At 31.5% G+C, this 23816-nt stretch carries 23 protein-coding genes; 17 read left to right on the forward strand and 6 right to left on the reverse strand.

The window, feature by feature from the left end; genetic code table 11:
* Positions 1-120 precede the first annotated feature (120 nt).
* From R2808_RS09080 to R2808_RS09090, 3 genes are read left to right on the forward strand one after another with little or no spacing between them, the layout of a single operon-like run.
* Positions 121-426, forward strand: coding sequence for a YtxH domain-containing protein (locus tag R2808_RS09080; protein ID WP_371270659.1), 306 nt, complete (start codon positions 121-123; stop codon positions 424-426).
* Complete coding sequence (locus R2808_RS09085; protein ID WP_371270660.1) at positions 427-792, forward strand: competence protein; 366 nt, start codon at positions 427-429, stop codon at positions 790-792.
* Positions 785-1024: a DUF6327 family protein gene (locus tag R2808_RS09090; RefSeq protein ID WP_371270661.1), complete on the forward strand. Its 240-nt coding sequence runs from the start codon at positions 785-787 to the stop codon at positions 1022-1024. Before R2808_RS09085 ends, R2808_RS09090 begins: the two co-directional genes overlap by 8 nt.
* 59 nt (positions 1025-1083) lie before the next feature.
* Here R2808_RS09090 and R2808_RS09095 read toward each other — a convergent pair whose 3' ends face one another.
* Positions 1084-2022, reverse strand: coding sequence for an SPFH domain-containing protein (locus tag R2808_RS09095; protein WP_371270662.1), 939 nt, complete (start codon positions 2020-2022; stop codon positions 1084-1086).
* 101 nt (positions 2023-2123) lie between these two features.
* Here R2808_RS09095 and R2808_RS09100 point away from each other — a divergent pair, with 101 nt between their 5' ends.
* A complete protein-coding gene (locus R2808_RS09100) occupies positions 2124-2771 on the forward strand; it encodes a PorT family protein (RefSeq protein ID WP_371270663.1) in 648 nt (215 codons plus the stop codon).
* 49 nt (positions 2772-2820) lie between these two features.
* Here R2808_RS09100 and gltX read toward each other — a convergent pair whose 3' ends face one another.
* Positions 2821-4335, reverse strand: a complete 1515-nt coding sequence (gene gltX / locus R2808_RS09105) for a glutamate--tRNA ligase (RefSeq protein ID WP_371270664.1) — start codon at positions 4333-4335, stop codon at positions 2821-2823.
* Between the two features lie 203 nt (positions 4336-4538).
* On the opposite strand from gltX, the gene R2808_RS09110 reads away from it, so the two are divergent.
* The 6 genes from R2808_RS09110 to R2808_RS09135 all read left to right on the forward strand — a co-directional run bounded on the left by R2808_RS09110 (position 4539) and on the right by R2808_RS09135 (position 12599).
* Positions 4539-7865, forward strand: a complete 3327-nt coding sequence (locus tag R2808_RS09110; protein ID WP_371270665.1) for a hypothetical protein — start codon at positions 4539-4541, stop codon at positions 7863-7865.
* The gene (gene ybeY, locus R2808_RS09115) at positions 7852-8271 is read left to right on the forward strand and encodes an rRNA maturation RNase YbeY (protein WP_371270666.1); all 420 of its coding nucleotides are present in this window, start codon (positions 7852-7854) and stop codon (positions 8269-8271) included. The genes R2808_RS09110 and ybeY overlap by 14 nt, the downstream gene beginning before the upstream one ends.
* 106 nt (positions 8272-8377) lie before the next feature.
* Complete coding sequence (gene mnmG, locus R2808_RS09120) at positions 8378-10249, forward strand: tRNA uridine-5-carboxymethylaminomethyl(34) synthesis enzyme MnmG (protein WP_371270681.1); 1872 nt, start codon at positions 8378-8380, stop codon at positions 10247-10249.
* A 146-nt stretch (positions 10250-10395) separates the two neighbouring features.
* Positions 10396-11241 (forward strand): class I SAM-dependent methyltransferase, encoded by an 846-nt coding sequence (locus R2808_RS09125; protein WP_371270667.1) that lies wholly within the window; start codon positions 10396-10398, stop codon positions 11239-11241.
* Positions 11242-11471: 230 nt separating this feature from the next.
* A complete protein-coding gene (locus R2808_RS09130; protein WP_371270668.1) occupies positions 11472-12080 on the forward strand; it encodes an OmpH family outer membrane protein in 609 nt (202 codons plus the stop codon).
* A gap of 126 nt (positions 12081-12206) precedes the next feature.
* On the forward strand, positions 12207-12599 hold the full coding sequence (locus R2808_RS09135) for a rhodanese-like domain-containing protein (RefSeq protein ID WP_371270669.1): 393 nt from the start codon (positions 12207-12209) through the stop codon (positions 12597-12599).
* A 17-nt stretch (positions 12600-12616) separates the two neighbouring features.
* Here R2808_RS09135 and R2808_RS09140 read toward each other — a convergent pair whose 3' ends face one another.
* Positions 12617-13000 (reverse strand): DoxX family protein, encoded by a 384-nt coding sequence (locus R2808_RS09140; RefSeq protein WP_371270670.1) that lies wholly within the window; start codon positions 12998-13000, stop codon positions 12617-12619.
* A 3-nt stretch (positions 13001-13003) separates the two neighbouring features.
* The gene (locus R2808_RS09145; protein ID WP_371270671.1) at positions 13004-14149 is read right to left on the reverse strand and encodes an ATP-binding protein; all 1146 of its coding nucleotides are present in this window, start codon (positions 14147-14149) and stop codon (positions 13004-13006) included.
* Between the two features lie 145 nt (positions 14150-14294).
* Here R2808_RS09145 and pgk point away from each other — a divergent pair, with 145 nt between their 5' ends.
* The 7 genes from pgk (at position 14295) to R2808_RS09180 (ending at position 21510) form a co-directional block, all read left to right on the forward strand.
* Positions 14295-15482: a phosphoglycerate kinase gene (gene pgk / locus R2808_RS09150; RefSeq protein WP_371270672.1), complete on the forward strand. Its 1188-nt coding sequence runs from the start codon at positions 14295-14297 to the stop codon at positions 15480-15482.
* A 21-nt stretch (positions 15483-15503) separates the two neighbouring features.
* A complete protein-coding gene (locus tag R2808_RS09155) occupies positions 15504-17009 on the forward strand; it encodes a transglycosylase SLT domain-containing protein (protein ID WP_371270673.1) in 1506 nt (501 codons plus the stop codon).
* Positions 17006-17986 (forward strand): DUF4837 family protein, encoded by a 981-nt coding sequence (locus tag R2808_RS09160; RefSeq protein WP_371270674.1) that lies wholly within the window; start codon positions 17006-17008, stop codon positions 17984-17986. The genes R2808_RS09155 and R2808_RS09160 overlap by 4 nt, the downstream gene beginning before the upstream one ends.
* Positions 17987-18084: 98 nt before the next feature.
* Complete coding sequence (locus tag R2808_RS09165; RefSeq protein ID WP_371270675.1) at positions 18085-18534, forward strand: GNAT family N-acetyltransferase; 450 nt, start codon at positions 18085-18087, stop codon at positions 18532-18534.
* Positions 18535-18546: 12 nt separating this feature from the next.
* Positions 18547-19176, forward strand: coding sequence for a hypothetical protein (locus R2808_RS09170; RefSeq protein WP_371270676.1), 630 nt, complete (start codon positions 18547-18549; stop codon positions 19174-19176).
* 243 nt (positions 19177-19419) lie between these two features.
* Positions 19420-20430: an META domain-containing protein gene (locus tag R2808_RS09175; protein ID WP_371270677.1), complete on the forward strand. Its 1011-nt coding sequence runs from the start codon at positions 19420-19422 to the stop codon at positions 20428-20430.
* Positions 20431-20553: 123 nt separating this feature from the next.
* The gene (locus tag R2808_RS09180; RefSeq protein WP_371270678.1) at positions 20554-21510 is read left to right on the forward strand and encodes a helix-turn-helix transcriptional regulator; all 957 of its coding nucleotides are present in this window, start codon (positions 20554-20556) and stop codon (positions 21508-21510) included.
* Between the two features lie 20 nt (positions 21511-21530).
* Here R2808_RS09180 and R2808_RS09185 read toward each other — a convergent pair whose 3' ends face one another.
* Positions 21531-22358, reverse strand: a complete 828-nt coding sequence (locus R2808_RS09185) for an OmpA family protein (protein ID WP_371270679.1) — start codon at positions 22356-22358, stop codon at positions 21531-21533.
* Positions 22359-23816 (reverse strand): S41 family peptidase (locus R2808_RS09190; protein WP_371270680.1); only part of this gene is annotated, 1458 nt, incomplete at its 5' end.

Genomic DNA, 23816 nt, shown 5'->3' on the forward strand with positions numbered 1-23816 from the left:
ATCCATTTTTTTAAAAAAATGACTCTGTAGTACTATTTTTATAAAAAAAATAAATTAAAGTCTTTATTTGCGTTTTTATATAAAATTTTGTATTTTTAATAGAATTTAAAAGTTATTCTTATGTCAAAAAATGTAAACAATTTATTTTGGACACTTCTTGCTGGTGTAGCAATAGGTGTTTTGGTTGCACCAGATAAAGGTTCAAAAACCAGACAAAAAATTAAAGATAAGTTAAACGAAGAGTCCGATTTATTAAATGAAAAATTAAGCAAAGCTTCTGAAAATTTAGCTCAAAAAGTTTCTAAAACTAAAGATAGCATAATGGGAGAAATAGATTCATTCATTAAAAATAATAAATCAGATGCGGAAGGAATAATTGCAGAAATGGAAAAAAAACTTGCCGAATTAAAAAAGAACGTAAAGTAAATGTTTTTTGATCATTTAAAAGAAAATACAAAAGAGCTTCAAAATCAACTTAATAAAACCATAGAAAGTAATGTTTCCTATTATAAGTTGTGGTTTTTTAAAGTTTCGGTAAAATCGACATCATTAGTAATTAAAATAATGATGCTGTTGGTTTTAGTAGCTATTGTAGTACTTTTTCTTTCTATAGCCTTAGCTTTAGCGTTAGGTAATTATTTTCAAAATATGGCGGTAGGCTTTTTAGTAGTTGCTGGTATTTATGTACTTGTTACAATTTTATTGTATTTTCTTTTTACCAAAGTATTTCTAAAAAAATTAATTGAAAAGTTTTCCGATATTTTTTTTAACACTACACATAACGATGACTAAAAAATATAGTTCTTTTGCAGCAATAGATAAAGATTTAGAAATTTTAAAACTTCAAAAAAGAATCGATGAAAGAAAATTAAACCTTTCTTTTAATCAAACTGTCGATGCTTTTACACCAACTACTATTTTACAAAAAGCCATTTCTAATTCCGATTCATTATTATATGGTTTTGGAATTGTGAGAAAAATAGTTGTTCCATTACTTATTAATAAATTTTTTAAGAAAAAATAAAATCCATCAATTTTTCAACTGATGGATTTTTTATGGTCATTCTGAACTTGTTTCAGAATCTATTCTTCGGAATTGTTATTTTTCTTTTTATTGGTTGCCGCTTTTTTCATAGCCTCACCTACTTGGTTACTTGCTGTAAAGCTAGCCACCATATTGTTTAGCATATCGCTACCTGCTTGTGGCGAATTTGGCAATAAAATTAAATTACTATTGGTATCAGCACCGATTGATTGAAGCGTATCATAATGTTGTGTAACTACAATTAATGCAGATGCTTCTTGCGAGTTAATTCCTACTCCATTTAATACATCTACCGATTCTACTAAACCACGAGCAATTTCTCTACGCTGATCGGCAATACCCTGACCTTGTAAACGCTTGCTTTCTGCTTCGGCTTTGGCTTTTGCCACAATTCGAATACGTGATGCTTCTGCTTCGTACTCGGCAGCAGTTTTTTCACGATCGGCAGCATTAATACGGTTCATCGCGTTTTTAACTTGAATATCTGGGTCAATATCAGTAATTAATGTATTAATGATGTCGTAACCATAGGTTGACATTGCATCGTTTAATTCGCGTTTAACTGCTACCGCAATATCGTCTTTACGTTCAAAAACGTCGTCTAGTTTTAGTTTTGGAACTTCAGCACGAACCACATCAAACACATACGAAGTAATTTGATCGTGCGGATATTCTAATTTATAGAATGCTTCGTAAACTTTTTCTTGCAATACTTTAAACTGAACCGAAACTTTTAGTTTTACGAATACGTTGTCTTTTGTTTTTGTTTCGATAATTACATCTAACTGTTGGATACGTAAGTTTACACGACCAGCTACTCTATCGATTACTGGAATTTTTAATTGTAAACCCGAATTTCGGATACTGTTAAATTTCCCAAAACGTTCAATAATTACAGCTGTTTGTTGTTTTACGGTAAAAAACGATGCAAATAACAGGAATAATCCTATTACAAGTAAAAAATAAATAAATCCCATTGATTTTTAATTTTGATTAGTTATACTTATTATACGTTATTTTATTTAAAATGTTACATTTTAAAACATATATCTTATTTTTACTTTTAAAATTAGAACTTATGAAAAAATTATTTCTTGTTTTTATTTTACTGTGTTGTAATTTAATGTTTTCGCAATATGGAGATAAAGACAGTAACCACATTGGACTTTCGGGAGGAATTACACAACTCAATTTGTTTTCTGAACAATTTAAAGCAAAACCAGAAATAGGTTGGGTAGCAGGATTTTCTCTGCGAGGAAACTATTATAATAATTGGCAAATGATTTACGGAATGCAATTTACCGATAGCAATTTTTCATTACAATCGGTTACAAATACAGCTATTAATTATAAGTTATCTGCTGTTCAAGTGCATTTAGTAGCCAGTTATATGCTAATAGAAAATCACTTAACATTAGAAATTGGTCCTGTTTTACAAATAAACGGTAAATTAAAAGTAGATAGCGATAAAGAAAATCTGTTATTAAAAGACAGTCCGCTTGTTCAAGCAAAAGATATTGTAGCTATTAATACTTTTAGTGGCAATGTTTATGGTGGGGTTACAGTTGGGTTCACTAATTTTAGATTAAACATAAATTACCAATATGGTTTTATTAATGTAATGAATAAATTAAATAAAGACGATACGTTAGTTTTGCTTAATGGAAATAAAGATTTTAAAGGAAATTTTGGAATGTTAAGCGGAATGTTAACTATTTATCTGTAAAAATAATTTTTACAAACAAAACCCTCAACATTGTTGAGGGTTTTGTTTTTTATATGATTGCTATTGCTTTTTCAATTCGTTTTAGCGTTTCTTCTTTTCCTAAAACTTCAATAATATCAAATAAATGTGGTCCTTTTAATTCGCCTACTAAACTTAATCGTAAGGGTTGCATTACTTTTCCCATTCCAATTTCGTTAGCGTTCATCCATTCTTTTAAATTAGTTTCAATAGTTTGCGAAGTAAAATCAGTATATGAACTTAATTGTTCCATTACTTGCGCTAAAGTTACTTTAGTTTCTGCATTCCATTTTTTGGTTGCTTTTTCATCATAAGAAGTTGGTGCAACAAAGAAATAGTCGGCTAAATCCCATAAATCGGTAACAAAATTAGCACGTTCTTTTACTAAACCTACAATTTTTACCAGTTTTGTCATTCCGTAGGAATCTCCAATTTTATCGGCAAATAGCTTTTGAAAACTTTCGGCTAATTCTTCATCTGATTTTTCAATTAAATATTGATGATTGAACCATTTATTTTTCTCTGGGTCAAACTTAGCTCCCGATTTGTTTACACGATTTAAATCAAATGAAGCGATAAGTTCTTCAAGTGAAAATAATTCTTTGTCTGTGCCATCGTTCCAACCTAGTAAAGCTAAAAAGTTGACTACCGCTTCTGGAAAATAGCCTTGCTCACGATAACCTATCGACTTTGTCATGCTGGAAGCATCTGTCCATTCTAGTGGAAATACTGGAAACCCCATTTTATCACCATCTCTTTTCGATAACTTTCCGTTACCAATAGGTTTCAAAATTAAGGGCAAGTGGGCAAATTCTGGTGCTTCCCAACCAAATGCTTTGTATAATAAATAATGTAAAGGTAAACTTGGTAACCATTCTTCGCCACGAATTACGTGTGATGTTTCCATTAAATGATCGTCAACAATGTTTGCTAAATGATACGTTGGCATTCCATCGCTTTTAAACAATACTTTATCGTCTAACAAATTTGTATCAAATTTTACTGTTCCACGAATAATGTCATTAATTTCTAAAGTTTCATTTACTGGCGTTTTAAAGCGAACTACATACGGTTCGCCATTAGCTATACGTTTTTCAACTTCCTCTTTACTTTGAACTAAAGATGTATCGAGTTTTTCACGATTATGCCAGTTGTATATAAAAGTTTTACCTTCAGCTTCATGCTGCTTACGATGTTCGTCTAAAGCTTCTGGGGTATCAAAAGCATAATATGCCCAGCCCGAATTTATCAATTCATCGGCGTATTTTTTGTATATAGCTTTACGTTCACTTTGACGGTAAGGACCAAATTTTTCATTTTTACCAACGGTTTCATCGGGTGCAATTCCTAACCAGTCTAATGCTTCAAATATATAAGCTTCAGCGCCTGGTACAAACCGAGTTTGGTCAGTATCTTCTATTCGTAAATAAAAAATTCCACCATGTTTTTTAGCAAATAAATAGTTGAATAAAGCGGTACGCACACCACCTATGTGCAATGGCCCTGTTGGACTTGGCGCAAATCTTACGCGAACATTTTTTGACATTTTCTTCCTATAATGAGATTCTTTGCAAAGATACAAGTTAATGTGTCAATTTGTCAATTAGATATTTTTAAAAATTCTAAGCTTTAAAATATGTTTTCAACTTTCAACTTTTGACTTTTGACTTTTGACTTTTGACTTTTGACTTTTGACTTTTGACTATTTTTTTTTGTAATTTTATCGGTTATTAACAATTGATTAAAAATTTGGAAAATAAAAACATCATATACAGCAAATTAGAAGACTTTATTAAAAAGTTTTATACTAACGAAATTATAAAAGGAACACTTTTATTTGTCGCAATTGGCTTATTGTATTTTATACTAACGCTACTCGTAGAGCATTTTTTATGGCTTTCTACTACTGGGCGAACTGTTTTGTTTTGGCTTTTTATTGCAGTTGAACTGTTTTTGTTAACTAAATTTATATTGCTTCCTGCTTTTAAATTGGTTAAACTTCAAAAAGGGTTAAATTATACCGAAGCTTCAAAAATTATAGGAAATCACTTTTCAGAAGTTAATGATAAATTATTAAATTTCTTACAGCTTTCTAATTCAAGCGAACAATCAGAATTGTTAGCAGCTTCTATTGAGCAAAAGGCAAATGCGTTACAGCCCATTCCGTTTTCAAACGCAGTCGATTTTAAATCGAATAAAAAATATTTGCCTTATGCACTACTTCCTTTACTATTGTTTGCGTTGTTTTACATTACAGGAAATTCTTCTATACTCAACAATAGCTTTAATCGTGTGGTGCATTATGAAACGGCTTATACGCCACCAGCACCTTTTTCTTTTTTAGTTGTTAATACTAATTTAAAAGTTGAACAAAACAAGCCTTTTACATTGCAAGTGGTTACTAAAGGAAATGTTGTGCCAGAACAAGTGAAATTACATTTTAGCGATGAAAGTTACTTTTTAGAAAACCATAATAACGGACAATTTAGCTATTCGTTTTCGGCTGTTTCTAACACAATTTCTTTTTATCTTGAAGCAAACGGAATTCAATCAAAAGATTATACAATTGAGGTAATAAATGTACCGTCTATTAACTCGTTCGATATGGTTTTACAGTATCCATCATACTTAAAAAAGAGTGCAGAAGTTATTAAAGGAAATGGTAATGCAATTGTGCCAGAGGGAACTATTGTTACTTGGAAAATAAATGCTGTAGCAACCGATGTTATTCAATTGGTTACCAATACAAAAGAAGATTTTAAGAGAACAGAAAATAATTTTAGTTTATCTAAAACTATTCGTTCCGATTTTAATTATCAAATTAATACCTCTAATCAAGCGGTTAAAAATTATGAAAAGTTAGGCTATGCAATTTCTATTACTAAAGATCAATATCCGTCTATTTCGGCAACTCTTGCTCCCGATAGTTTAAAACTCGAAAATAAAGTAATTATTGGCCAAGTTTCAGACGATTACGGTTTAGCAAAACTTCAAGTAGTGTATTATGATAGAAATGATAAAAACACAGTTAAAAGAGCAAATTTACCTGTTAAAAAAGAATTAGTTGATCGTTTTGTTTACACATTTCCTGCTGGTTTAACGTTAGAACAAGGAAAACAATACGAATATTATTTTGAAGTGTTTGATAATGACCAAGTTAATGGTTCAAAATCATCAAAATCATTAGTTTTTGCTCATTACGAATTAACGACAACCGAAAAAGAAGATAAAAATCTTCAAGAGCAACAAGATAATATTGATGCACTCGAAAAATCATTAAAAAATCAAGACAAGCAATTATCAGAATTAGACAAATTGCAAAAATTGAATAAAGAAAAATCGAACCTCGATTTTAAAGACCAAAAAAAGATAGAAGATTTCTTAAACCGTCAGCAACAACAAGAAGAAATGATGAAGGAATTTTCTAAAGAATTGAATAAAAAATTAGACGAATTCAAATCCGATAGCCCACAAGAAAAAAAAGAATTACAACGTCGTTTAGAAGAATTCGAAAAGCAATCGGAAGAAAATGAAAAGCTTTTAAAAGAATTAGAAGAATTAACTAAAAAACTTCAAAAGGAAGAATTGTTTAACAAAGCCGATAAACTACAGCAAAATGCTAAAACCCAAAAAATGAATTTGGAACAATTAGTCGAGTTAACAAAGCGTTTTTATGTAGAGCAAAAAGCAAAGCAACTTGCCGATAAGTTAGATAAACTTGGAAAAAAGCAAGAAAAATTAGCAAACGATAAAGAAAACAACACAAAAGAAAACCAAGAAAAGCTAAATCAAGAATTCGACAACTTACAAAAAGAGTTAGATAATTTAGACAAAGAGAATAGCGATTTAAAAAAACCAATGGATATTCCTACCGATAAGCAAGAGGAAGAAAGTATTGAAAAAGATCAACAAAATGCAACCGATAAATTAGAGCAAAACAACCAACAGCAAGCAGCTCCTAAACAAAAATCGGCTGGACAAAAAATGCAACAAATGAGCCAAAAAATGATGGCGTCTATGCAAGCTGGCGATATGAAAATGTTACAAGAAGATGCAAAAATGTTGCGCCAAATATTAGATAATTTGTTAGCCTTTTCATTTGATGAAGAAGCGTTAATGGACGAAACAAAAGCTGCAAATAAATCAACGTTAATTCTCAATAAAGTATTAAAAAAACAACAAATATTAAAAACACAATTTAAGCATATTGATGATAGTTTGTTTGCAATTGCCACACGTAATGCCGATATATCTGAAGTTGTTTTCAAAGAAGTTGGCGATGTACATTATAATGTAGATAAAGCACTCGAAACAATTGCTGATGGCAATATATTTAAAGGAAGTTCGCATCAACAATTTGCTTTTAAAGCGGCAAATACCTTAGCCGATTTCTTAAGTAATGTACAACAGCAAATGATGATGCAAATGCAAGGTCAAGGTCAAGGTTCGCCAATGCCAATGCCAGGACAAGGTAAAGGCGATATGCAACTTCCAGACATTATTAAGCAGCAAGAATCATTAGGCGAGCAAATGAAAGGCGAAATGGAAGGTAAAAAACCAGGCGATAAAGGTAATAAGCCAGATGGCGAAGATGGCGAAAAAGGTAAAAAGCCCGGTCAAGCAGGGCAAAGCGGTTCCGAAGGCGATGGTGGTCAAGAAGGAAATGCAGGAAAAGTTTTACAAATCTTAAAAGAACAACAACAACTTCGCGATGCGTTGCAAAAAGCATTAGAAAAAGAAGGTTTAGGCGGAATGGGTAATAATGCGCTTAATCAAATGAAAGATATCGAAAAACAATTGATTAATAAAGGTTTTAAAAATGAAACCTTAAATAAAATACTAAACTTAAAGCACGAATTATTAAAATTAGAAAAAGCCATTCAGCAGCAAGGCGAAGAGAATAAAAGAAAATCAAACACAAATAAAGATAAGTTTAATTCGTCTTCTTCTACACTACCAAAACAGCTTCAAGAATATTTAAATAGTATTGAAATATTAAACAGACAAAGCTTACCTTTGCAGCCAAATTATAATCAAAAGGTTCAAGAATATTTTAAAGCAAATGATACGTTATAATTACGAAACCAATTTTGAGTTGGAAGATGAAACCGTTTTTTCGAATTGGCTAAATCAAATTGTGCTTTCAGAGAACAAGGTTTTAGGAGAAATTAATTATATTTTTTGTAACGACGATTATTTACATAAAATTAATGTAGAATATTTAAATCACGATACATTAACAGATATTATAAGTTTCGATTATTCTGAAGGAAATTTAGTACAAGGCGATATCTTTATTTCTATCGAAAGAGTTCGAGAAAATGCGCACAATTTTGAGGTTTCGTTTAAAAACGAATTGTTGCGAGTTATGGCGCATGGCGTTTTACACTATTGTGGCTATAAAGACAAATCAGATACCGACGCTGGTATAATGCGAAAAAAGGAAGATGAAAAAATACAAATGTTCCACGTGGAACAATAAGTGTTTTTGTCTTTAATTATTTATTTTGTTCCACGTGGAACAACTAAAATTAAGTAAAAATCATTACGTTCCACGTGGAACGTTTTATAGAATAGTAAAAGTGAGTTTGTTTCAAAATAAATACGATGTTGTGGTTGTAGGTGGCGGACACGCGGGTTGCGAGGCTGCTGCTGCTGCTGCTAATATGGGTTGCACTACCCTATTGGTTACAATGAATTTGCAAAACATAGCACAAATGAGTTGTAATCCTGCTATGGGTGGAATTGCGAAAGGACAAATTGTTCGCGAAATAGATGCGTTAGGCGGTTATTCGGGAATTGTTTCTGATAAAACAGCAATTCAGTTTAAAATGCTGAATGTTTCAAAAGGACCAGCAATGTGGTCGCCACGTTGCCAAAGCGATAGAATGCGTTTTGCAGAAGAATGGCGCTTGCAGTTAGAACAAACTCAAAACCTCGATTTTTACCAAGAAATGGTCTCGGGAATTGTAACTAAAAACGGAAAAATTGTAGGTGTAAAAACATCGCTTGGTGTCGAAATAAAAGCTAAAACCGTAATCTTAACCAATGGAACTTTTTTAAACGGATTAATTCATATTGGCGAGAAACAATTTGGTGGAGGTCGTGCTGGCGAAAGTGCTTCTTTTGGAATTACGGAAGATTTAGTAAAACTTGGTTTTGAATCTGGACGAATGAAAACAGGGACGCCACCACGAGTTGATGGTCGTTCGTTAGATTATTCCAAAATGACAGAACAGCCTGGCGATGAGAAACCGCATAAGTTTTCCTATTCAAATCAAACAAAAGCATTAACCAAACAACGTTCGTGTTGGATGACTTATACTTCGCCAGAAGTTCACGATTTGTTGCGCGAAGGTTTTGATAGAAGCCCAATGTTTAATGGTCGTATTAAAAGTATTGGACCACGCTATTGCCCATCAATTGAAGATAAAATTAATCGTTTTGCCGATAAAGACAGGCATCAGTTATTTGTAGAACCAGAAGGTTGGAATACGGTTGAGTTTTATGTAAACGGATTTTCAACTTCGCTTCCAGAAGAAGTTCAGTATAAAGCATTGCGTTCTGTTCCTGGTTTTGAAAATGTAAAATTCTTTCGCCCAGGTTATGCAATTGAATACGACTACTTTCCTCCTACGCAATTGCAACATACTTTAGAAACTAAATTGGTTGATGGATTGTATTTCGCAGGACAAATTAACGGCACCACAGGATACGAAGAAGCTGCTTCACAAGGTTTAATGGCAGGAATAAACGCTGCACTAAAAGTTAAAAGCGAAGCACCGTTTGTTTTAAAACGAGATGAAGCTTATATAGGTGTTTTAATAGACGATTTAATTACAAAAGGAACAGAAGAACCTTATAGAATGTTTACTTCTCGTGCCGAGTATAGAACACTGCTTCGTCAAGATAATGCCGATTTGCGCTTAACACCAAAAAGTTTTGCTATTGGTTTAGCTAAACAAGATAGAATGATTCGTGTTGCAGAAAAACAAACTAAATCAGAAGCATTTGTTCAGTTTTTTAAAGATACGAGCATAAAACCTAATGAGGCAAATCCTATTTTAGAAGAAAAGGGATCAAGCCCAATGACGCAGCCCGATAAAATGTTCAAGGTTTTTTCGCGTCCGCAATTAGACTTAGAAGATTTTATGAAGTTTGAAAAATTTAGAGACTACGTAAACGAACACCAGTTAGATGATGAAATTGTAGAACAAGCCGAAATTCAAGTTAAATACTCGGGTTATATTGAAAAAGAAAAAAACCATGCCGACAAACTTAATCGTTTAGAAGATGTAATTATTCCAGATAGTTTCGATTTTAATAAAATAAATTCTATTTCTATTGAAGCTAAACAAAAACTAAATAAAATACGCCCAAAAACAATAGCACAAGCATCGCGTATTAGTGGTGTTTCGCCAAGCGATATTTCGGTTTTATTAATTTATATGGGAAGATGATTTTAGTTTGCAGTATTTAGTTGTGTTTTGAGCAGCAAATAGAAACTAAAAACTAAATATGTTTCACGTGGAACAATTAAATTTCTAATCAGCATTTTGTTATGTTGAGCTTGTTGAAACAGCTCATACAATTATTTAAAATAAAAATGAATTTCAAGGAAAATAATATATACATTAACGTAAAAGATTTTTCAGTTTCTGGAGAATCTTTTGTTTTGTTGCAAGACAAGCAAGGCGAAATTTTAAAAACAACTCCTACTCCATCGTTAAATAATTTACCTAAATATTACGAAAGCGAAGATTACATTTCACACACCGATGGAAAACGTTCCTTATTTGAAAAAATGTATCATTTTGTAAAGCGAAACGCCATTTGTAATAAAGTTGCATTAATTAATAAATATGCTAAAAAAGGAAATGTATTAGATATTGGCACAGGAACAGGCGATTTTTTAGTAGAAGCCCAAAAACAAGGTTGGCACACAACAGGAATTGAGCCCAATGAAAACGCAAAAAAACTAGCAGAAATGAAAGGTGTAACTTTTGTAGAAAGTTTAGAAAATATTTCAGATGCTTCCTTTAATGTTATTACGATGTGGCACGTATTAGAACACGTTCCCGATTTAGATTTTCAATTAAAGCAATTAAAACGAATTTGCAAACCAAACGGCATTATAATAATTGCGGTGCCAAACTTTAAATCGTTCGATGCAAAATATTACAAGCAATTTTGGGCGGCTTATGATGTGCCACGACATTTATGGCATTTTTCTAAAAAAGGAATTGAAAAATTATTTGCCGCATACAAAATGTTGCTTATTAAAACAAAACCAATGTGGTTCGATAGCTTTTATGTGAGTTTACTTTCCGAAAAATACAAATCGGGAAAAATGAATTTTATAAAAGGATTTTGCGTTGGTTTTGTGTCAAATTGTTCAGGAATTTTTAAAAAAGAGTTTTCATCGCATATTTATGTGTTTAAAAACGAATAAAACGGCTATATTTCATCAAAAATCAATTAATTTTAACAAAACAATGTTAGTTGTTGTCTGTTTTTTAAAACGCGCTTAAATCGAATTTAAACAATTGGTTTTAAATAATAATTTTCTATTTTACAACCAATTAATCATAAAAATAATTTATTACTACTATTTTAGCAATTTTATAACTCTTAATTACTATTTTTACCAAAATTTTTAAAATCAATAATTGTAAATAAAAAATGAAAAAATCAATTTTAATCTTAGGATTTGCTTTCGCATTATTTTCTTGTAATAAAACAGAAGAAACAAAATCAACATTTAAAACAGCTTATATTGATACAAGTGTTTTAATGGAGAAATATGAAAAGTTTAAAGATGAAGACGATAAATTTAAAGTAAAATCACAAGAAATGGGTCGCCCGTTAGAAGCAAAATTAAAAGCTTTTCAAAACGAAGCGGCAAATTTTCAGCGTAATGCACAAGCAAAAGGTATGGCTTGGGCGCAACAAAAAGGAGCCGAATTACAACAACGCGAACAACAATTAGCTATGGAGCAAGATGCACTACTACGCCAAATACAAGTTGAAAGCGACAGTATTCGTACCGATTTAATTAACTCGGTAAAAGATTATATTAAAGAATACGGTAAAAAGCAAGGATACGATTATATTTACGGTACAGGCGATGCCGCTACTGTTTTGTATGCCAAAGATAGCTACGATATTACCGAAGATATTTTAAAAATGTTGAACGACGATTTTAAAAAATCGCAAGGAAAAACAGAAGAAAAAACTGCAACAAAAACTGACGATACCGAGAAAGCAGCAACAGAAGAAGATAAAAAATAAGAATTTTCTTATAAACAAATCCCGTACTGTTTTAAAAACAGTACGGGATTTTTTTATTCACTTTTTTTAAGATACAAGAAAAATGCTATTTTTACTAAATAATTGTTTAAACTATAAAAATAAACTATGAAAAAATATCCTTTTTTAGTTCTCTTTGTTACCAGTTTTTTTCTTTTTTCGTGCCTTAAAAACCATTCGCAAGTAACAATAGCAGATGTAGCTACTTTTGAAGCCTTACAAAAAGAAAACAACGTGCAACTACTAGATGTTAGAACCGCACAAGAATACAACGAATCGCATTTAAAAAACGCTTTAAATATCGATGTTAATTCGGATAGTTTTACCGAAAAAGCAAGCCAATTAGACAAGCAAAAACCAGTTTTAGTATATTGCAGAAGCGGACACCGAAGCGCAAAAGCTGCACAGCAATTAAAAGAATTAGGTTTTACACAAGTAACCGATTTAGACGGCGGTATTTTAGCTTGGAAAAAAGAAAATAAACCCGTTGTTAAAGAGTAGTTTTTTTCAAAAAACCACTAACCAAGCAAATGCACCGCAAAAACCGCAGGAACAAAATAAATTACAATAGTTCTGGCGCCATCGTAATCTTTTGCAATGCGTTGTCCAAAAAGCAATAAAAGTAATGTAATACACGATAATAGAGCACCATAAAAACCTATAGTAGAATCGTTATCAATAAAAAGTTTAAGTATACCTGCAACGCAAAACACGCCCGAAACAATTTCTAAAACCAAAATAGTAAACAACGCAAACGGAACTTGTTTTGCTAAAAAAGTTGCAGCAAAATGACTTTTAAGCCATTCTAAATTTCCTTTCCAATCTTTAATTTTATCGTAACCCGATTGTAAAAAGGTTATAGCCAAAAGTAAAAGCAATAAAACTGAAGCAATATTTGTCATACTTTATTTTTTATGAATTAATCGTGTTAATTGAATTGATAAATCGGTTAAAATAATTTTGCTATTTCCATTTCGTTCAATATGATAAATAGCCGTTTCTAATTCTTTAAAGATAGCCATAATATTAGTACCGCCAACAAATGGCGCAAATTTTTTCAAATCAAAATTAGGCACATTGGGTTCAAAATATACTAAACTGTTAGCTTGATAATTTTGCAACAAAGCTTGTCTAAAAAAGAAAATACAATAATTTAAAAATTGTTTTTGCACTTCTCTACCTAAGCCCGCTATAGTTTCACTCCAAATAATTAAATCTTGAATAGCAGCGGCGTTTCCTTTTGCTTTAAAAGCACTTCGCACCCAAGTAATAAACCATTCTTCAAAAGGATAATCGGTATCGTCTTTTTTAAACAAATGCAAAGCTTTATTGTAATTTCCTTCGCTTTGATGGGCAATTTTTTTAGCTAAATTAGGCGCACAATCTTCATTTTTAATCAAACCATTTGCAATTTCTTCTTCGGGTAAACCTATAAAATCGAGTACTTGACAACGCGACAAAATAGTTTGTATAATATCTTCTAAATGTTCGGTAATTAAAATAAAAATTGTTTTTTCGGGCGGTTCTTCAATAAGTTTAAGCAATTTGTTCGATGCTGCTGTATTTATTTTATCGGCCATCCAAATAATCATAATTTTATAACCACCTTCGTATGCTTTTAACGATAGGGTTTTGTTAATTTCAGATGCTTCCTCTACTCCTATTTGACCTTGTTTTTTTTCTACGCCAATTTTTTTATACCAATCAAACAAGCCAGCATACGGGTTTTCTAAAACAAACTCTCGCCATTGTGTCATAAAATTAGCACTTACGGGTTTGCTTTTTACTTCGGTGTTCGTCGCCACAGGAAAAGCAAAATGTAAATCGGGGTGCGAAAGCGTATTAAACTTTAAATTACAAGCGGCGTTTCCTGTAGTATTTTCTTCGTTGTTTTTACACAAAATATATTGTGCATAAGCAATTGCCATAGGCAAAGTACCACTTCCTTCTGGACCAACAAAAAGTTGGGCGTGTGCAATTCTACCCAAATCAACACTTTTGCGTAAATAGCTTTTTATATGTTCTTGTCCTAATATTTCAGAAAAAAGCATAATATAATTTCAAAATAAATATTGAAACCGTAAAGATACACAAACCGCTTAAATAGCATTTAAAAAAGTCTTAAAAACCCACAAAACGTGTACTAAAATTTCTCTCATTCTGTTATATTTGCATAGATTCTAAATTTTTTACAAAATGAAAACTATAAATGATTTTAATTTTAAAGATAAAAAAGCAATAATTCGTGTAGATTTTAATGTTCCGTTAGATGCTAACTTTAAAGTTACAGATGCTACGCGTATTGAAGCCGCAAAGCCTACAATTGATAAAATTTTGCAAGATGGCGGAAGCGTTATTTTAATGAGCCACTTAGGAAGACCAAAAGGCGTAGAAAATAAATATTCCCTACAACACATTGTGTATAAAATAGAAGAAGTGTTAGGTAAAAAAATACAATTTGTAAACGATTGTGTTGGCGCAAACGTGGAAACCGTTGCTGCTAATTTAAAACCTGGCGATGTACTTTTATTAGAAAACTTAAGGTTTTATGCCGAAGAAGAAAAAGGCGATCCTAATTTTGCTGAAAAATTAGCAAAGCTTGGCGATATTTATGTTAACGATGCTTTCGGAACTGCGCACAGAGCTCACGCATCAACTGCAATTATTGCCGATTTTTTCACTAATAAAAAATGTTTTGGCCTTTTACTAGCTAAAGAAATAGAAAGTATAAACAAAGTTTTACGCGATTCTGAAAAACCAGTAACAGCTATTTTAGGAGGTAGTAAAGTATCGTCTAAAATTACCATAATCGAAAATATTTTAGACAAAGTAAACCACATGATTATTGGTGGCGGAATGACTTATACATTTGTTAAAGCATTAGGCGGAAATATTGGTAATTCTATTTGTGAAGACGATAAATTAGATTTAGCAATCGAAATATTAAAACAAGCCAAAGCAAAAGGCGTGCAAATACACTTACCTGTAGATGTTGTTGCAGCCGATGATTTTGCCAATAATGCAGCTACACAAGTAGTAAATGTAAATCAAATACCAGACGGTTGGCAAGGATTAGACGCTGGGCCTAAAACACTAGAAATTTTTAAACGAATAATTTTAGATTCTAAAACGATACTTTGGAACGGACCAGTAGGCGTTTTTGAAATGGAAAGCTTTGCAAACGGAACTATAAAAGTTGGCGATTATATTGCAGAAGCTACTAAAAGTGGAGCTTTTTCACTTGTTGGTGGTGGCGATAGTGTGGCCGCTGTAAAACAATTTGGTTTAGAAGATAAAATGAGTTATGTTTCTACAGGTGGTGGTGCTATGCTCGAAATGTTAGAAGGAAAAACACTACCCGGAATAGCGGCTATTTTAAATTAATATACCAGAATTTTTACATCAATGAAAAAACTAGTTCTAGTACTCTTTTTTACAGTATCATTTTTTTCTTTTTCACAAGAAACAATAGAGAAAGAAACTGCAATGGAATTGCCTAAAATGTCCTATTTAGATTCGCTAAAAGCGACATTCATTAATCATAAAACAAGCAATTGTATAGACGAAAGATGGATGGCAGAATTATCTAATGAAGATATTTTTGAAGAAATGTACGTTGATGTAACCGAGTCGTATATCGATTCTTTAGGAAACGTAACCTATAATTTACCGTCGTATATTTTAAAACGACGCTTAGCTAAATTAGATGCAAAATCGCCCATAAGTATAGAATATACGCCAGCGTTAGAAAATGTGATAAAAGCGTTTTTAAAAAACAGAAAAACATCGTTTGAACGATTAATGGCAATTTCCGAATATTATTTTCCTATGTTCGAAGAGCATTTATCGAAATACGATGTTCCTTTAGAAATAAAATATTTAGCAATAGTAGAATCGGCATTAAACCCAAAAGCACGATCAAGAGTAGGTGCAACAGGTTTATGGCAATTTATGTATCCTACAGGAAAACAGTTTAATTTAGAAGTAACCTCGTATGTAGATGAACGCTACGATCCTTTAAAAGCTACCGAAGCGGCATGTCAATATTTATCAAGCTTATACGATATTTTTGGCGATTGGAATTTAGCTTTAGCATCATACAACGCTGGACCAGGCAACGTGTCAAAAGCTATTCGTCGTTCGGGCGGTAGCCAGAACTATTGGAATATTCGCAAAAATTTACCTCGTGAAACCGCCAATTATGTTCCTGCTTTTTTGGCCACAATGTATATTTTCGAATATAAAAATGAGCACGGTATTGTGCCTAAAAAAGCACCAATAACATATTTTGAAACCGATACAATTGCCGTAAAAAAGGAAATTACATTTGAACAAATTTCAGACTTATTAGATATTCCAATAGAGCAAATAGAATTTTTAAACCCTATTTATAAAATAAAAACAATTCCGTTTACTACAGATAAGCCGCACTATTTAAGATTACCAAAAGATAAGTTAGGATTATTTGTTTCTAATGAAGAAAAAGTATATGCCTATGCAGACTATTTAAGCAAGCAAAAAGAACAAATTCAGGTTACAAACGTAATGGCAAAAACCAAAACAAAGCGAGTAGATGAAATTGTAAAATATCATAAAATTAGAAGAGGCGAAACTATAGGTGGTATTTCGCAAAAGTATGGCGTAAGCCTTTCAGACATACGAAAATGGAACAATTTAAGAGGAAACACAATACACGCAGGAAAAACGTTAAAAGTTTATACAACAAGTCATAACGTTTCTACTACTACAAATTATACAAGTAAAACGAAGACTTATAGAGTTAAAAAAGGAGACTCATTATACACCATTGCTAAAAAATTTCCAGGCGTTTCGGCAAACGATATAAAAAAGTGGAACGATATTAGTGGTACTAAAATAAGTCCGGGTATGAATTTAAAAATTAAAATATGAAACGTATAATTGTACTTTTTCTTTTCGCTTTTTTGATTGTATCGTGTAACGAAAGCAATCAAAACAAAAACCAACTTTTATCAGAATCAAACGGAAAAATTAACAATGTGTCTATTATTATAGACGAAAGTTTATGGAATGGCGAAATAGGCGATTCTATTCGTAAAAAATTTGCTGCCCCAGTAGATGGTTTACCACAAGAAGAACCGTTGTTTAACTTAAACCAATATCCTACTAAAGTTTTCGAAGGTTTTGCACGAAGAAGTCGCAATATTATTATTGTTCAAAAAGCTAAAAACGCCAGTTTTATAGAAAAAGAAAACGTATATGCTAAACCCCAAAAAGTTTTTGTTATTGCGGGTAAAAATAATAGCGATATTATAACAATGCTCGAAAAAAATGCGCCACAAATAATACAACAAATAAAAGCAGGCGAAATAGCCGAAAATCAAAATCGATTAAAAAAATCATTAATTAGCGATAAAAAAATACAAGATCGTTTTGGCGTAAGTATAAACATTGGTTTTGGTTACAAATACGAAATGGTAAAAGATAATTTTTTGTGGATTAGAAAAGAATTTTCTACAGGATACAACAGCCTTTTAGTATATGAAGTTCCAATTGAAACCATAGAAAAAGATAACGATATTATTGGAAACATTATTAAAATGCGCGATTCAATAGGAAAAGAATATATTCATGGTGTTTTGCCAAACACTTGGATGATAACCGAAGAAGCCTATGCACCGTATTTATTTGAAACTAAAATTCAAGAACGAAAAACCTACGAAACCAAAGGAACTTGGGAACTTAAAAACGATTTTATGGCGGGTCCATTTGTAAACTATGCTATAAAAGACACTAAAAACAACCGATATTTAATTTTAGAAGGCTTTACTTATAATCCGTCTAAAGCAAAACGCGATTTGGTTTTAGAACTAGAAGCCATCATAAAATCGGTAACGTTTTTAAAATAAGTTTTAGGTTAACGATAATCTGATTAAGCGTAAGTGTTTTTTTAGATATTTGCTATTGCCTATTACCTTTAGCCGCTAACCGATTACCCTTATTAAAGATGATTCAATTCAAAATAAAGCCATTTAACGAACTTTCTACAAACGAGTTGTATGAAATGCTTAAACTACGTTCAGAAGTGTTTGTAGTAGAGCAAAATTGCGTTTATCAAGACATTGATAACAAAGATCAAAAAGCAATACACGTTTTGGGCTATTTACATGATAATTTAATAGCGTATGCTCGCGTTTTTGATAAAGGCAATTATTTTGCAAACGCTTCGATAGGTCGCGTTGTGGTAAGTTTATCATATAGAAATAAAAACTTCGGACACGAATTAATGAACGTTTCTATACAAACCATTCGCAATAAGTTTAACACCACAAGTATTGAAATATCGGCACAAGAATATTTGCAAAAGTTTTACGAAACACACGGTTTTGTTGCAACAAGTGCAATGTATTTAGAAGACGATATTCCACATATAAGGATGTTGGCTATAATTTGTTAAAAACAACAAAAAATGAACATTAATAACGACTATTTATATTTAAATACTTTAGAAAACTTACATGCAAATTTGAAAAAGTCTTATGAAGTTTTTCTAAATTCTGAAATAAATGTTGACAAACAAGAATACAGTACTTTGTTGCTTAACAGAATGAAACAATATTATAGAAGTCAATATTATAATAAAGAGTTACTCGAGAAAAGATATATAACAAATGGAGCAGATTTCTTTACAGAACAATTATTATTTTTTTTAAAAATATATATATCAAAATCTAATTCTGATTTGCAAGCAATATCTGAAAAGCAAATAGTTGCAAAACGAGGTTCGATAAGACCTGATATTTCAATTTGGAAAAATAATGAAGTGATTGCAATTATAGAATGCAAAACGCAATTAGGTTGGAATAGGCATAAATGGGAGTCTGATTTTATTGAAAGACAAAAGAAGTTAAATAAAGAATTTAAAAAAGCAAAAGCCTTTCTGGTGGTTTTAACGGGTGAAAATTGGGGAGGTTTTGAGGAAAATGAATTATTAGGGGAGAAATATTTCTGTTTACTAAAAGATAAATGGATTACAGAATTTCAAGACGAAAAAGACATATTTATCCCAATAGAAAAGCTATTAGAAAAAATAAAATAAGCAAAAATAGTATCTATCAAAAGTTGTAGTTTAACTTATTAAATCAAGATTAAGATTTTACGTGAAACTCGCCCGAAAAGTTAATAACAACCAACCACACCACTACAACAAATGAACTTTTATGAGTAAAAAATAAACTTTTAAAGCTATTAGTTTCATTTTTAACGCCTTATCTTTGTGGTATAAATTTTGTTTCGCTTTTAAGAAACATAAAAACAGAGTAATAACTAAAAAAATAAGAAAATGAAATTTTTAAATTTTACAGCAATTGTTTTAGTATTCTTTTTAACATCTTGTTCAACAACCAAAACAGAAACTTTTTGGGTTAGCGGTCAAAAAACGCCTTGCGATAACGGCGCAGGTAGAGCACAATGTTTAAATATTTATAAAGGAAACGATTTAGAAAACGCAAAATGGCAAAACTTCTATAACAACATAGAAGGTTTTACTTTTGAAGAAGGTTATCTTCAAAATATTAAAGTAAACGTACAAGAAATTGAGCCAGAAAAAGCACCAGCAGATGCTTCTTCGTTACAATATTCTTTAGTTGAGGTTCTAGAAAAAAAAGAAGACACACGAGCTCATTTAACAGGAAAATGGGTATTAAACCAACTTAATAATGCACCGTTAGAAAATGCAAATAATTTACCTGTTTTAAATATAGATTTAAATATGGGCAGCATATCAGGTATAGATGGTTGTAATAATTATACAGCAAGCATTACAAATGTTACGCAAACTAAATTACAGTTTGGCACTATTGCAGCTACTCGAAAAATGTGTGTAGATATGACAATGGCAAATAACTATAGCGCAGCATTATCTAAAGTAAATTATTATGTAGTAAATGGCAATAAGTTAGAATTACAAGACAATCAAAAAAATACAGTACTAACTTTTGAAAAGTTTGACGCTGCAAAAATATTTAAAAACGAATGGACAGCTGTACGAATAAACGGAAACCCTATAAACAGAAAAGCAACCAGTCCAACTATTCGTATTAATGCAGAAGAAATGATGATTAGCGGTACTAATGGTTGTAATAATTTTAGCGGTAAAATTAAAGAGATTACCGAAAGTAAAATCGAATTAAACAATGTAATGGTTACCGAAAAAATGTGTTTAAATATGGAAACACCAACTCTTTTTAATCAGGCATTACAACAAGTAAAATCGTATGCTATAGAGAACAATAAACTTATATTTTACGATAGCAATAACAAAGAAATTTTAATGTTTTTAGAAAACAACTAAAAGCAACACAACGCCAAAAAACCCCAATGTTTAAACGTTGGGGTTTTTTAATTATAGTGGTTTTTGTAAAAAAGTAGTACTTTTTAAGTATTTTTATACACAAATTAGTAGTATTTATTTGCAATGAAACAAGTTACCTATCATCTTCAACCACCAAATAAAACCTATTTGCATTTACAAAAAAGTTTAGATGCAACTCTTGTAGATTCTCAATTTATTTTAAACCAAAGCCTAGGTAATGGTAGGTTAATTTATTTGCAAATTCAAAACGGATTATGGGCGCAACAGCTCGATTTTTCGTTAAACGAAAGTTTAGAACTTCTTAGGTTGCCTAATAAAGAAAACGATTTGTTTATTATCGATTTTTATTTATCGGAAACAGAGTTAATACGGAAAGACAAAGACAAAACAGTTGTTTTAGGTTTACAAAACATTAATTTGGTACTTACATCGGCAACAGTTACAGCGTCATTACAAATTCCAGCAACCGAAAAAGTAAGCCTTTTTAATATTATTTTTACCAAGCAGTGGCTTTTTGACAATGTTCTTGTTGACCAATCAGATTTACACGATTTTTTCGATACTAATGATCCTATTTACCTCTCGGAAAATTTAGATTATAAACTGAAAGAATTGCTTACTAAAATTGATTTTGAAAAACACAATCGACTTACATCAATGTCAAATACTATTCAAATTATCGATTATTTGTTTTCGCAATTTACAAGTAGAAGTTTAAGCACAAACCGCAATCAAATTCATCCTAACGATTTAAACCAACTTATAGCTTCTAGAAAACAAATTGATAGTAACCCACATAAAAATATTCCGTTAGAAGAATTAGCCAAGACATCTGGAATGAGTTTGTCAAAATACAAGCGTTTATTTAAGCAAGTTTTTGGTATTACGCCATATCAATACCACTTATCAAACAAAATGGAACTAGCCATGGAAACTTTAAAAAAGCAAAAATTTAGTGTTTCCGAAACAGGTTTTGCCATAGGTTATTCTAATTTAAGTCAGTTTTCGAAAGCGTTTAAAAATCATTTTGGAATATTGCCAAGAGAAGTAAGGTTATAGTTATAAATTACAAAAAATGTTTAATTATCAACTTTTGTAATTAATAATTCTACTCTACGATCAAAAAAAGAACCTTTTCCTAAAGGTTGCGAGTTTCCGTAGCCTTTGTGTGTCATTCTTATTTTTGGTATTTTTTTGGCTATTAAATATTTATAAACAGCTTTTGCCCGGTTACTAGAAAGTTCTCTTTTTTTTGTACCACGATCAATAGCTTCTGTTTGATACGAAGGTGTGCAACATACATGCCCTTGTATTTCGAATGAAATTTTTTTGTTTCGAAGTAAATCGCGCACCACTTTATCGAGCTCTTTTTTAGCTTTTATGTTAAGTTTGCTACTGCCCCTATCAAACTGTATTTTTTCTAAATAAATGCGGTCGCCCACAACAGGTTCTTTAGGAATTTTGTTGTAAACACCAGGAATCTTTAAATCGTTAACCACAGCGGGTTTATAATTTATAACTACATCGACTCTCCTGTTTTTAGATCGAACTTCGGGCACGTTATCTAACAAGTCTTCGTCTATTAAAACACGTCCTTTGCCTTCAAGAGTAATTATAATTTTGTTTTTTATACCTTTTTCAAGGAGTTTGTTTTTTACGGTATTGGCCCTGTTTGTAGAAAGGGTATAGTTGTATTCGTCTTTTCCTCTGTCGTCGCAATACCCAAAAATTTCAATTGTTTCTACTTTTGTTGTATCTAGTTTTTGAATAAACGCCACTACACCTTCTGCTTGTTCGGGTTTTAAATTATATTTATCGAAATCAAAATAAATAGAATATACCTCTTCTTCTTGGGCAAATGCCCAAATAGAAAAAAAAAGCGATAATAATAAAATATTAAAGCGCATTTATTTGTTTAAAATAGTATTATATTCTACAGTATTATTTAGTATAGCGATTGCTTTTTTAATTTCGGCATTATCGTTAACATACGATTGGTAAAGCCCTTCGCGGTAACGATTACGAATAATTAACTCTTCTTCAATTTGTTTAATAATTTCGTTTTTATAGGTAGAAATTTCAGCTTCTTCGCTATTTTTAATAGCTTGCATTAACGCATTATATTGCGAGGCGATAACGGTATTTATTTTTTCTTTTTCGGCTTTTTCTAGCAAATTTTCCATTGCTTTTTCGGTTTCGGTATCAAGTTTATACGCATCGTTTTTTACAAAAGTTTTAAACGCTTCAAAATCGGCTTCGTTTACCGTTTCGGTAGTTGGTTTTTCGTAATATAGTTTGGTTGCAAAATCGAAAATAGCGTCGTTTTTTATCAATGCGTTTGTAATGGCACTTGTTTTCGACGCGTTAATTTCAATATCGGGTTGAATGCCTCCGCCATCGTAAACGGTTCTTCCTTTTTTTGTGGTAAAAGCATTAAATTCTTCTTGCGATTTTTTTATGGCTTTTCCGTTTTCGTCTTTTTTAGAATAATCTAAGGCCTGAATACATCTTCCAGAAGGCGTATAATAGCGCGAAATAGTAACTTTTACTTGTGTTCCGTAAGAAAGATTAAGCGGTCGTTGTACTAACCCTTTTCCGAAACTTCTACTACCTATAATTACGGCTCTATCTAAATCTTGAAGTGCTCCTGATACTATTTCAGAAGCCGAAGCACTTTTTCCATTAACAATTATGGTTAGCGGAATCTCTAAATCTAAAGGTTGATTTTTGGTAAGATAAGTTTGGTTGTATTTTTCGTTTTTAGATTTTGTAGTTACAATAACTTCGCCTTTAGGCACAAATAAATTACAAATATTTACCGCTTCGTGTAATAACCCACCAGGATTTCCTCTTAAATCTAAAATAAGTTTTGTAGCACCTTTTCCTTTTAAATCGATTATAGCCGATTTCACTTCTTTACTTGCGGTTTCTGTAAATTTTGATAGTACAATATAGCCTGTATTGGTGTTTACCATTTGGTAAAAAGGAACGGCTTTTATTTCTACTTCATTTAAAATTACTTGTACGGTATTCTTTTTTCCTTGTCTAAGGTATTGCAATGTTACGGCAGCATTTTTAGCACCGCGCAATAGTTCTGAAGCATCTTCTTTATAATCTTTTAAACTAACATCGTCTATTTGTATTATTTCGTCGCCTGCTTTTAAACCAGCTTTATCTGCGGCAAAACCTTTGTATATTTCTTTTAGAAACATACGACCATTTTTGCGCTGAATCATTGCGCCTATTCCGGTATATTCGCCCGTGTTGTTTATTTTAAATTTTACAACATCTTGTTCGTTAAAAAAAACAGTGTACGGATCTAAATCGGCAAGCATGTTTTTAATAGCAACATTCATTAATTCGCC

Source organism: Flavobacterium sp., from assembly GCF_041392005.1.
Lineage (GTDB): Bacteria > Bacteroidota > Bacteroidia > Flavobacteriales > Flavobacteriaceae > Flavobacterium.

Excerpts from the sequence above, each read along its gene's own strand:
- R2808_RS09080 (WP_371270659.1), top strand. The coding sequence starts at position 121 with ATGTCAAAAAATGTAAACAATTTATTTTGGACACTTCTTGCTGGTGTA.
- R2808_RS09085 (WP_371270660.1), top strand. The coding sequence starts at position 427 with ATGTTTTTTGATCATTTAAAAGAAAATACAAAAGAGCTTCAAAATCAA.
- R2808_RS09090 (WP_371270661.1), top strand. The coding sequence starts at position 785 with ATGACTAAAAAATATAGTTCTTTTGCAGCAATAGATAAAGATTTAGAA.
- R2808_RS09095 (WP_371270662.1), bottom strand. The coding sequence starts at position 2,022 with ATGGGATTTATTTATTTTTTACTTGTAATAGGATTATTCCTGTTATTT.
- R2808_RS09100 (WP_371270663.1), top strand. The coding sequence starts at position 2,124 with ATGAAAAAATTATTTCTTGTTTTTATTTTACTGTGTTGTAATTTAATG.
- gltX (WP_371270664.1), bottom strand. The coding sequence starts at position 4,335 with ATGTCAAAAAATGTTCGCGTAAGATTTGCGCCAAGTCCAACAGGGCCA.
- ybeY (WP_371270666.1), top strand. The coding sequence starts at position 7,852 with ATGATACGTTATAATTACGAAACCAATTTTGAGTTGGAAGATGAAACC.
- R2808_RS09125 (WP_371270667.1), top strand. The coding sequence starts at position 10,396 with ATGAATTTCAAGGAAAATAATATATACATTAACGTAAAAGATTTTTCA.
- R2808_RS09130 (WP_371270668.1), top strand. The coding sequence starts at position 11,472 with ATGAAAAAATCAATTTTAATCTTAGGATTTGCTTTCGCATTATTTTCT.
- R2808_RS09135 (WP_371270669.1), top strand. The coding sequence starts at position 12,207 with ATGAAAAAATATCCTTTTTTAGTTCTCTTTGTTACCAGTTTTTTTCTT.
- R2808_RS09140 (WP_371270670.1), bottom strand. The coding sequence starts at position 13,000 with ATGACAAATATTGCTTCAGTTTTATTGCTTTTACTTTTGGCTATAACC.
- R2808_RS09145 (WP_371270671.1), bottom strand. The coding sequence starts at position 14,149 with ATGCTTTTTTCTGAAATATTAGGACAAGAACATATAAAAAGCTATTTA.
- pgk (WP_371270672.1), top strand. The coding sequence starts at position 14,295 with ATGAAAACTATAAATGATTTTAATTTTAAAGATAAAAAAGCAATAATT.
- R2808_RS09155 (WP_371270673.1), top strand. The coding sequence starts at position 15,504 with ATGAAAAAACTAGTTCTAGTACTCTTTTTTACAGTATCATTTTTTTCT.
- R2808_RS09160 (WP_371270674.1), top strand. The coding sequence starts at position 17,006 with ATGAAACGTATAATTGTACTTTTTCTTTTCGCTTTTTTGATTGTATCG.
- R2808_RS09165 (WP_371270675.1), top strand. The coding sequence starts at position 18,085 with ATGATTCAATTCAAAATAAAGCCATTTAACGAACTTTCTACAAACGAG.
- R2808_RS09170 (WP_371270676.1), top strand. The coding sequence starts at position 18,547 with ATGAACATTAATAACGACTATTTATATTTAAATACTTTAGAAAACTTA.
- R2808_RS09175 (WP_371270677.1), top strand. The coding sequence starts at position 19,420 with ATGAAATTTTTAAATTTTACAGCAATTGTTTTAGTATTCTTTTTAACA.
- R2808_RS09180 (WP_371270678.1), top strand. The coding sequence starts at position 20,554 with ATGAAACAAGTTACCTATCATCTTCAACCACCAAATAAAACCTATTTG.
- R2808_RS09185 (WP_371270679.1), bottom strand. The coding sequence starts at position 22,358 with ATGCGCTTTAATATTTTATTATTATCGCTTTTTTTTTCTATTTGGGCA.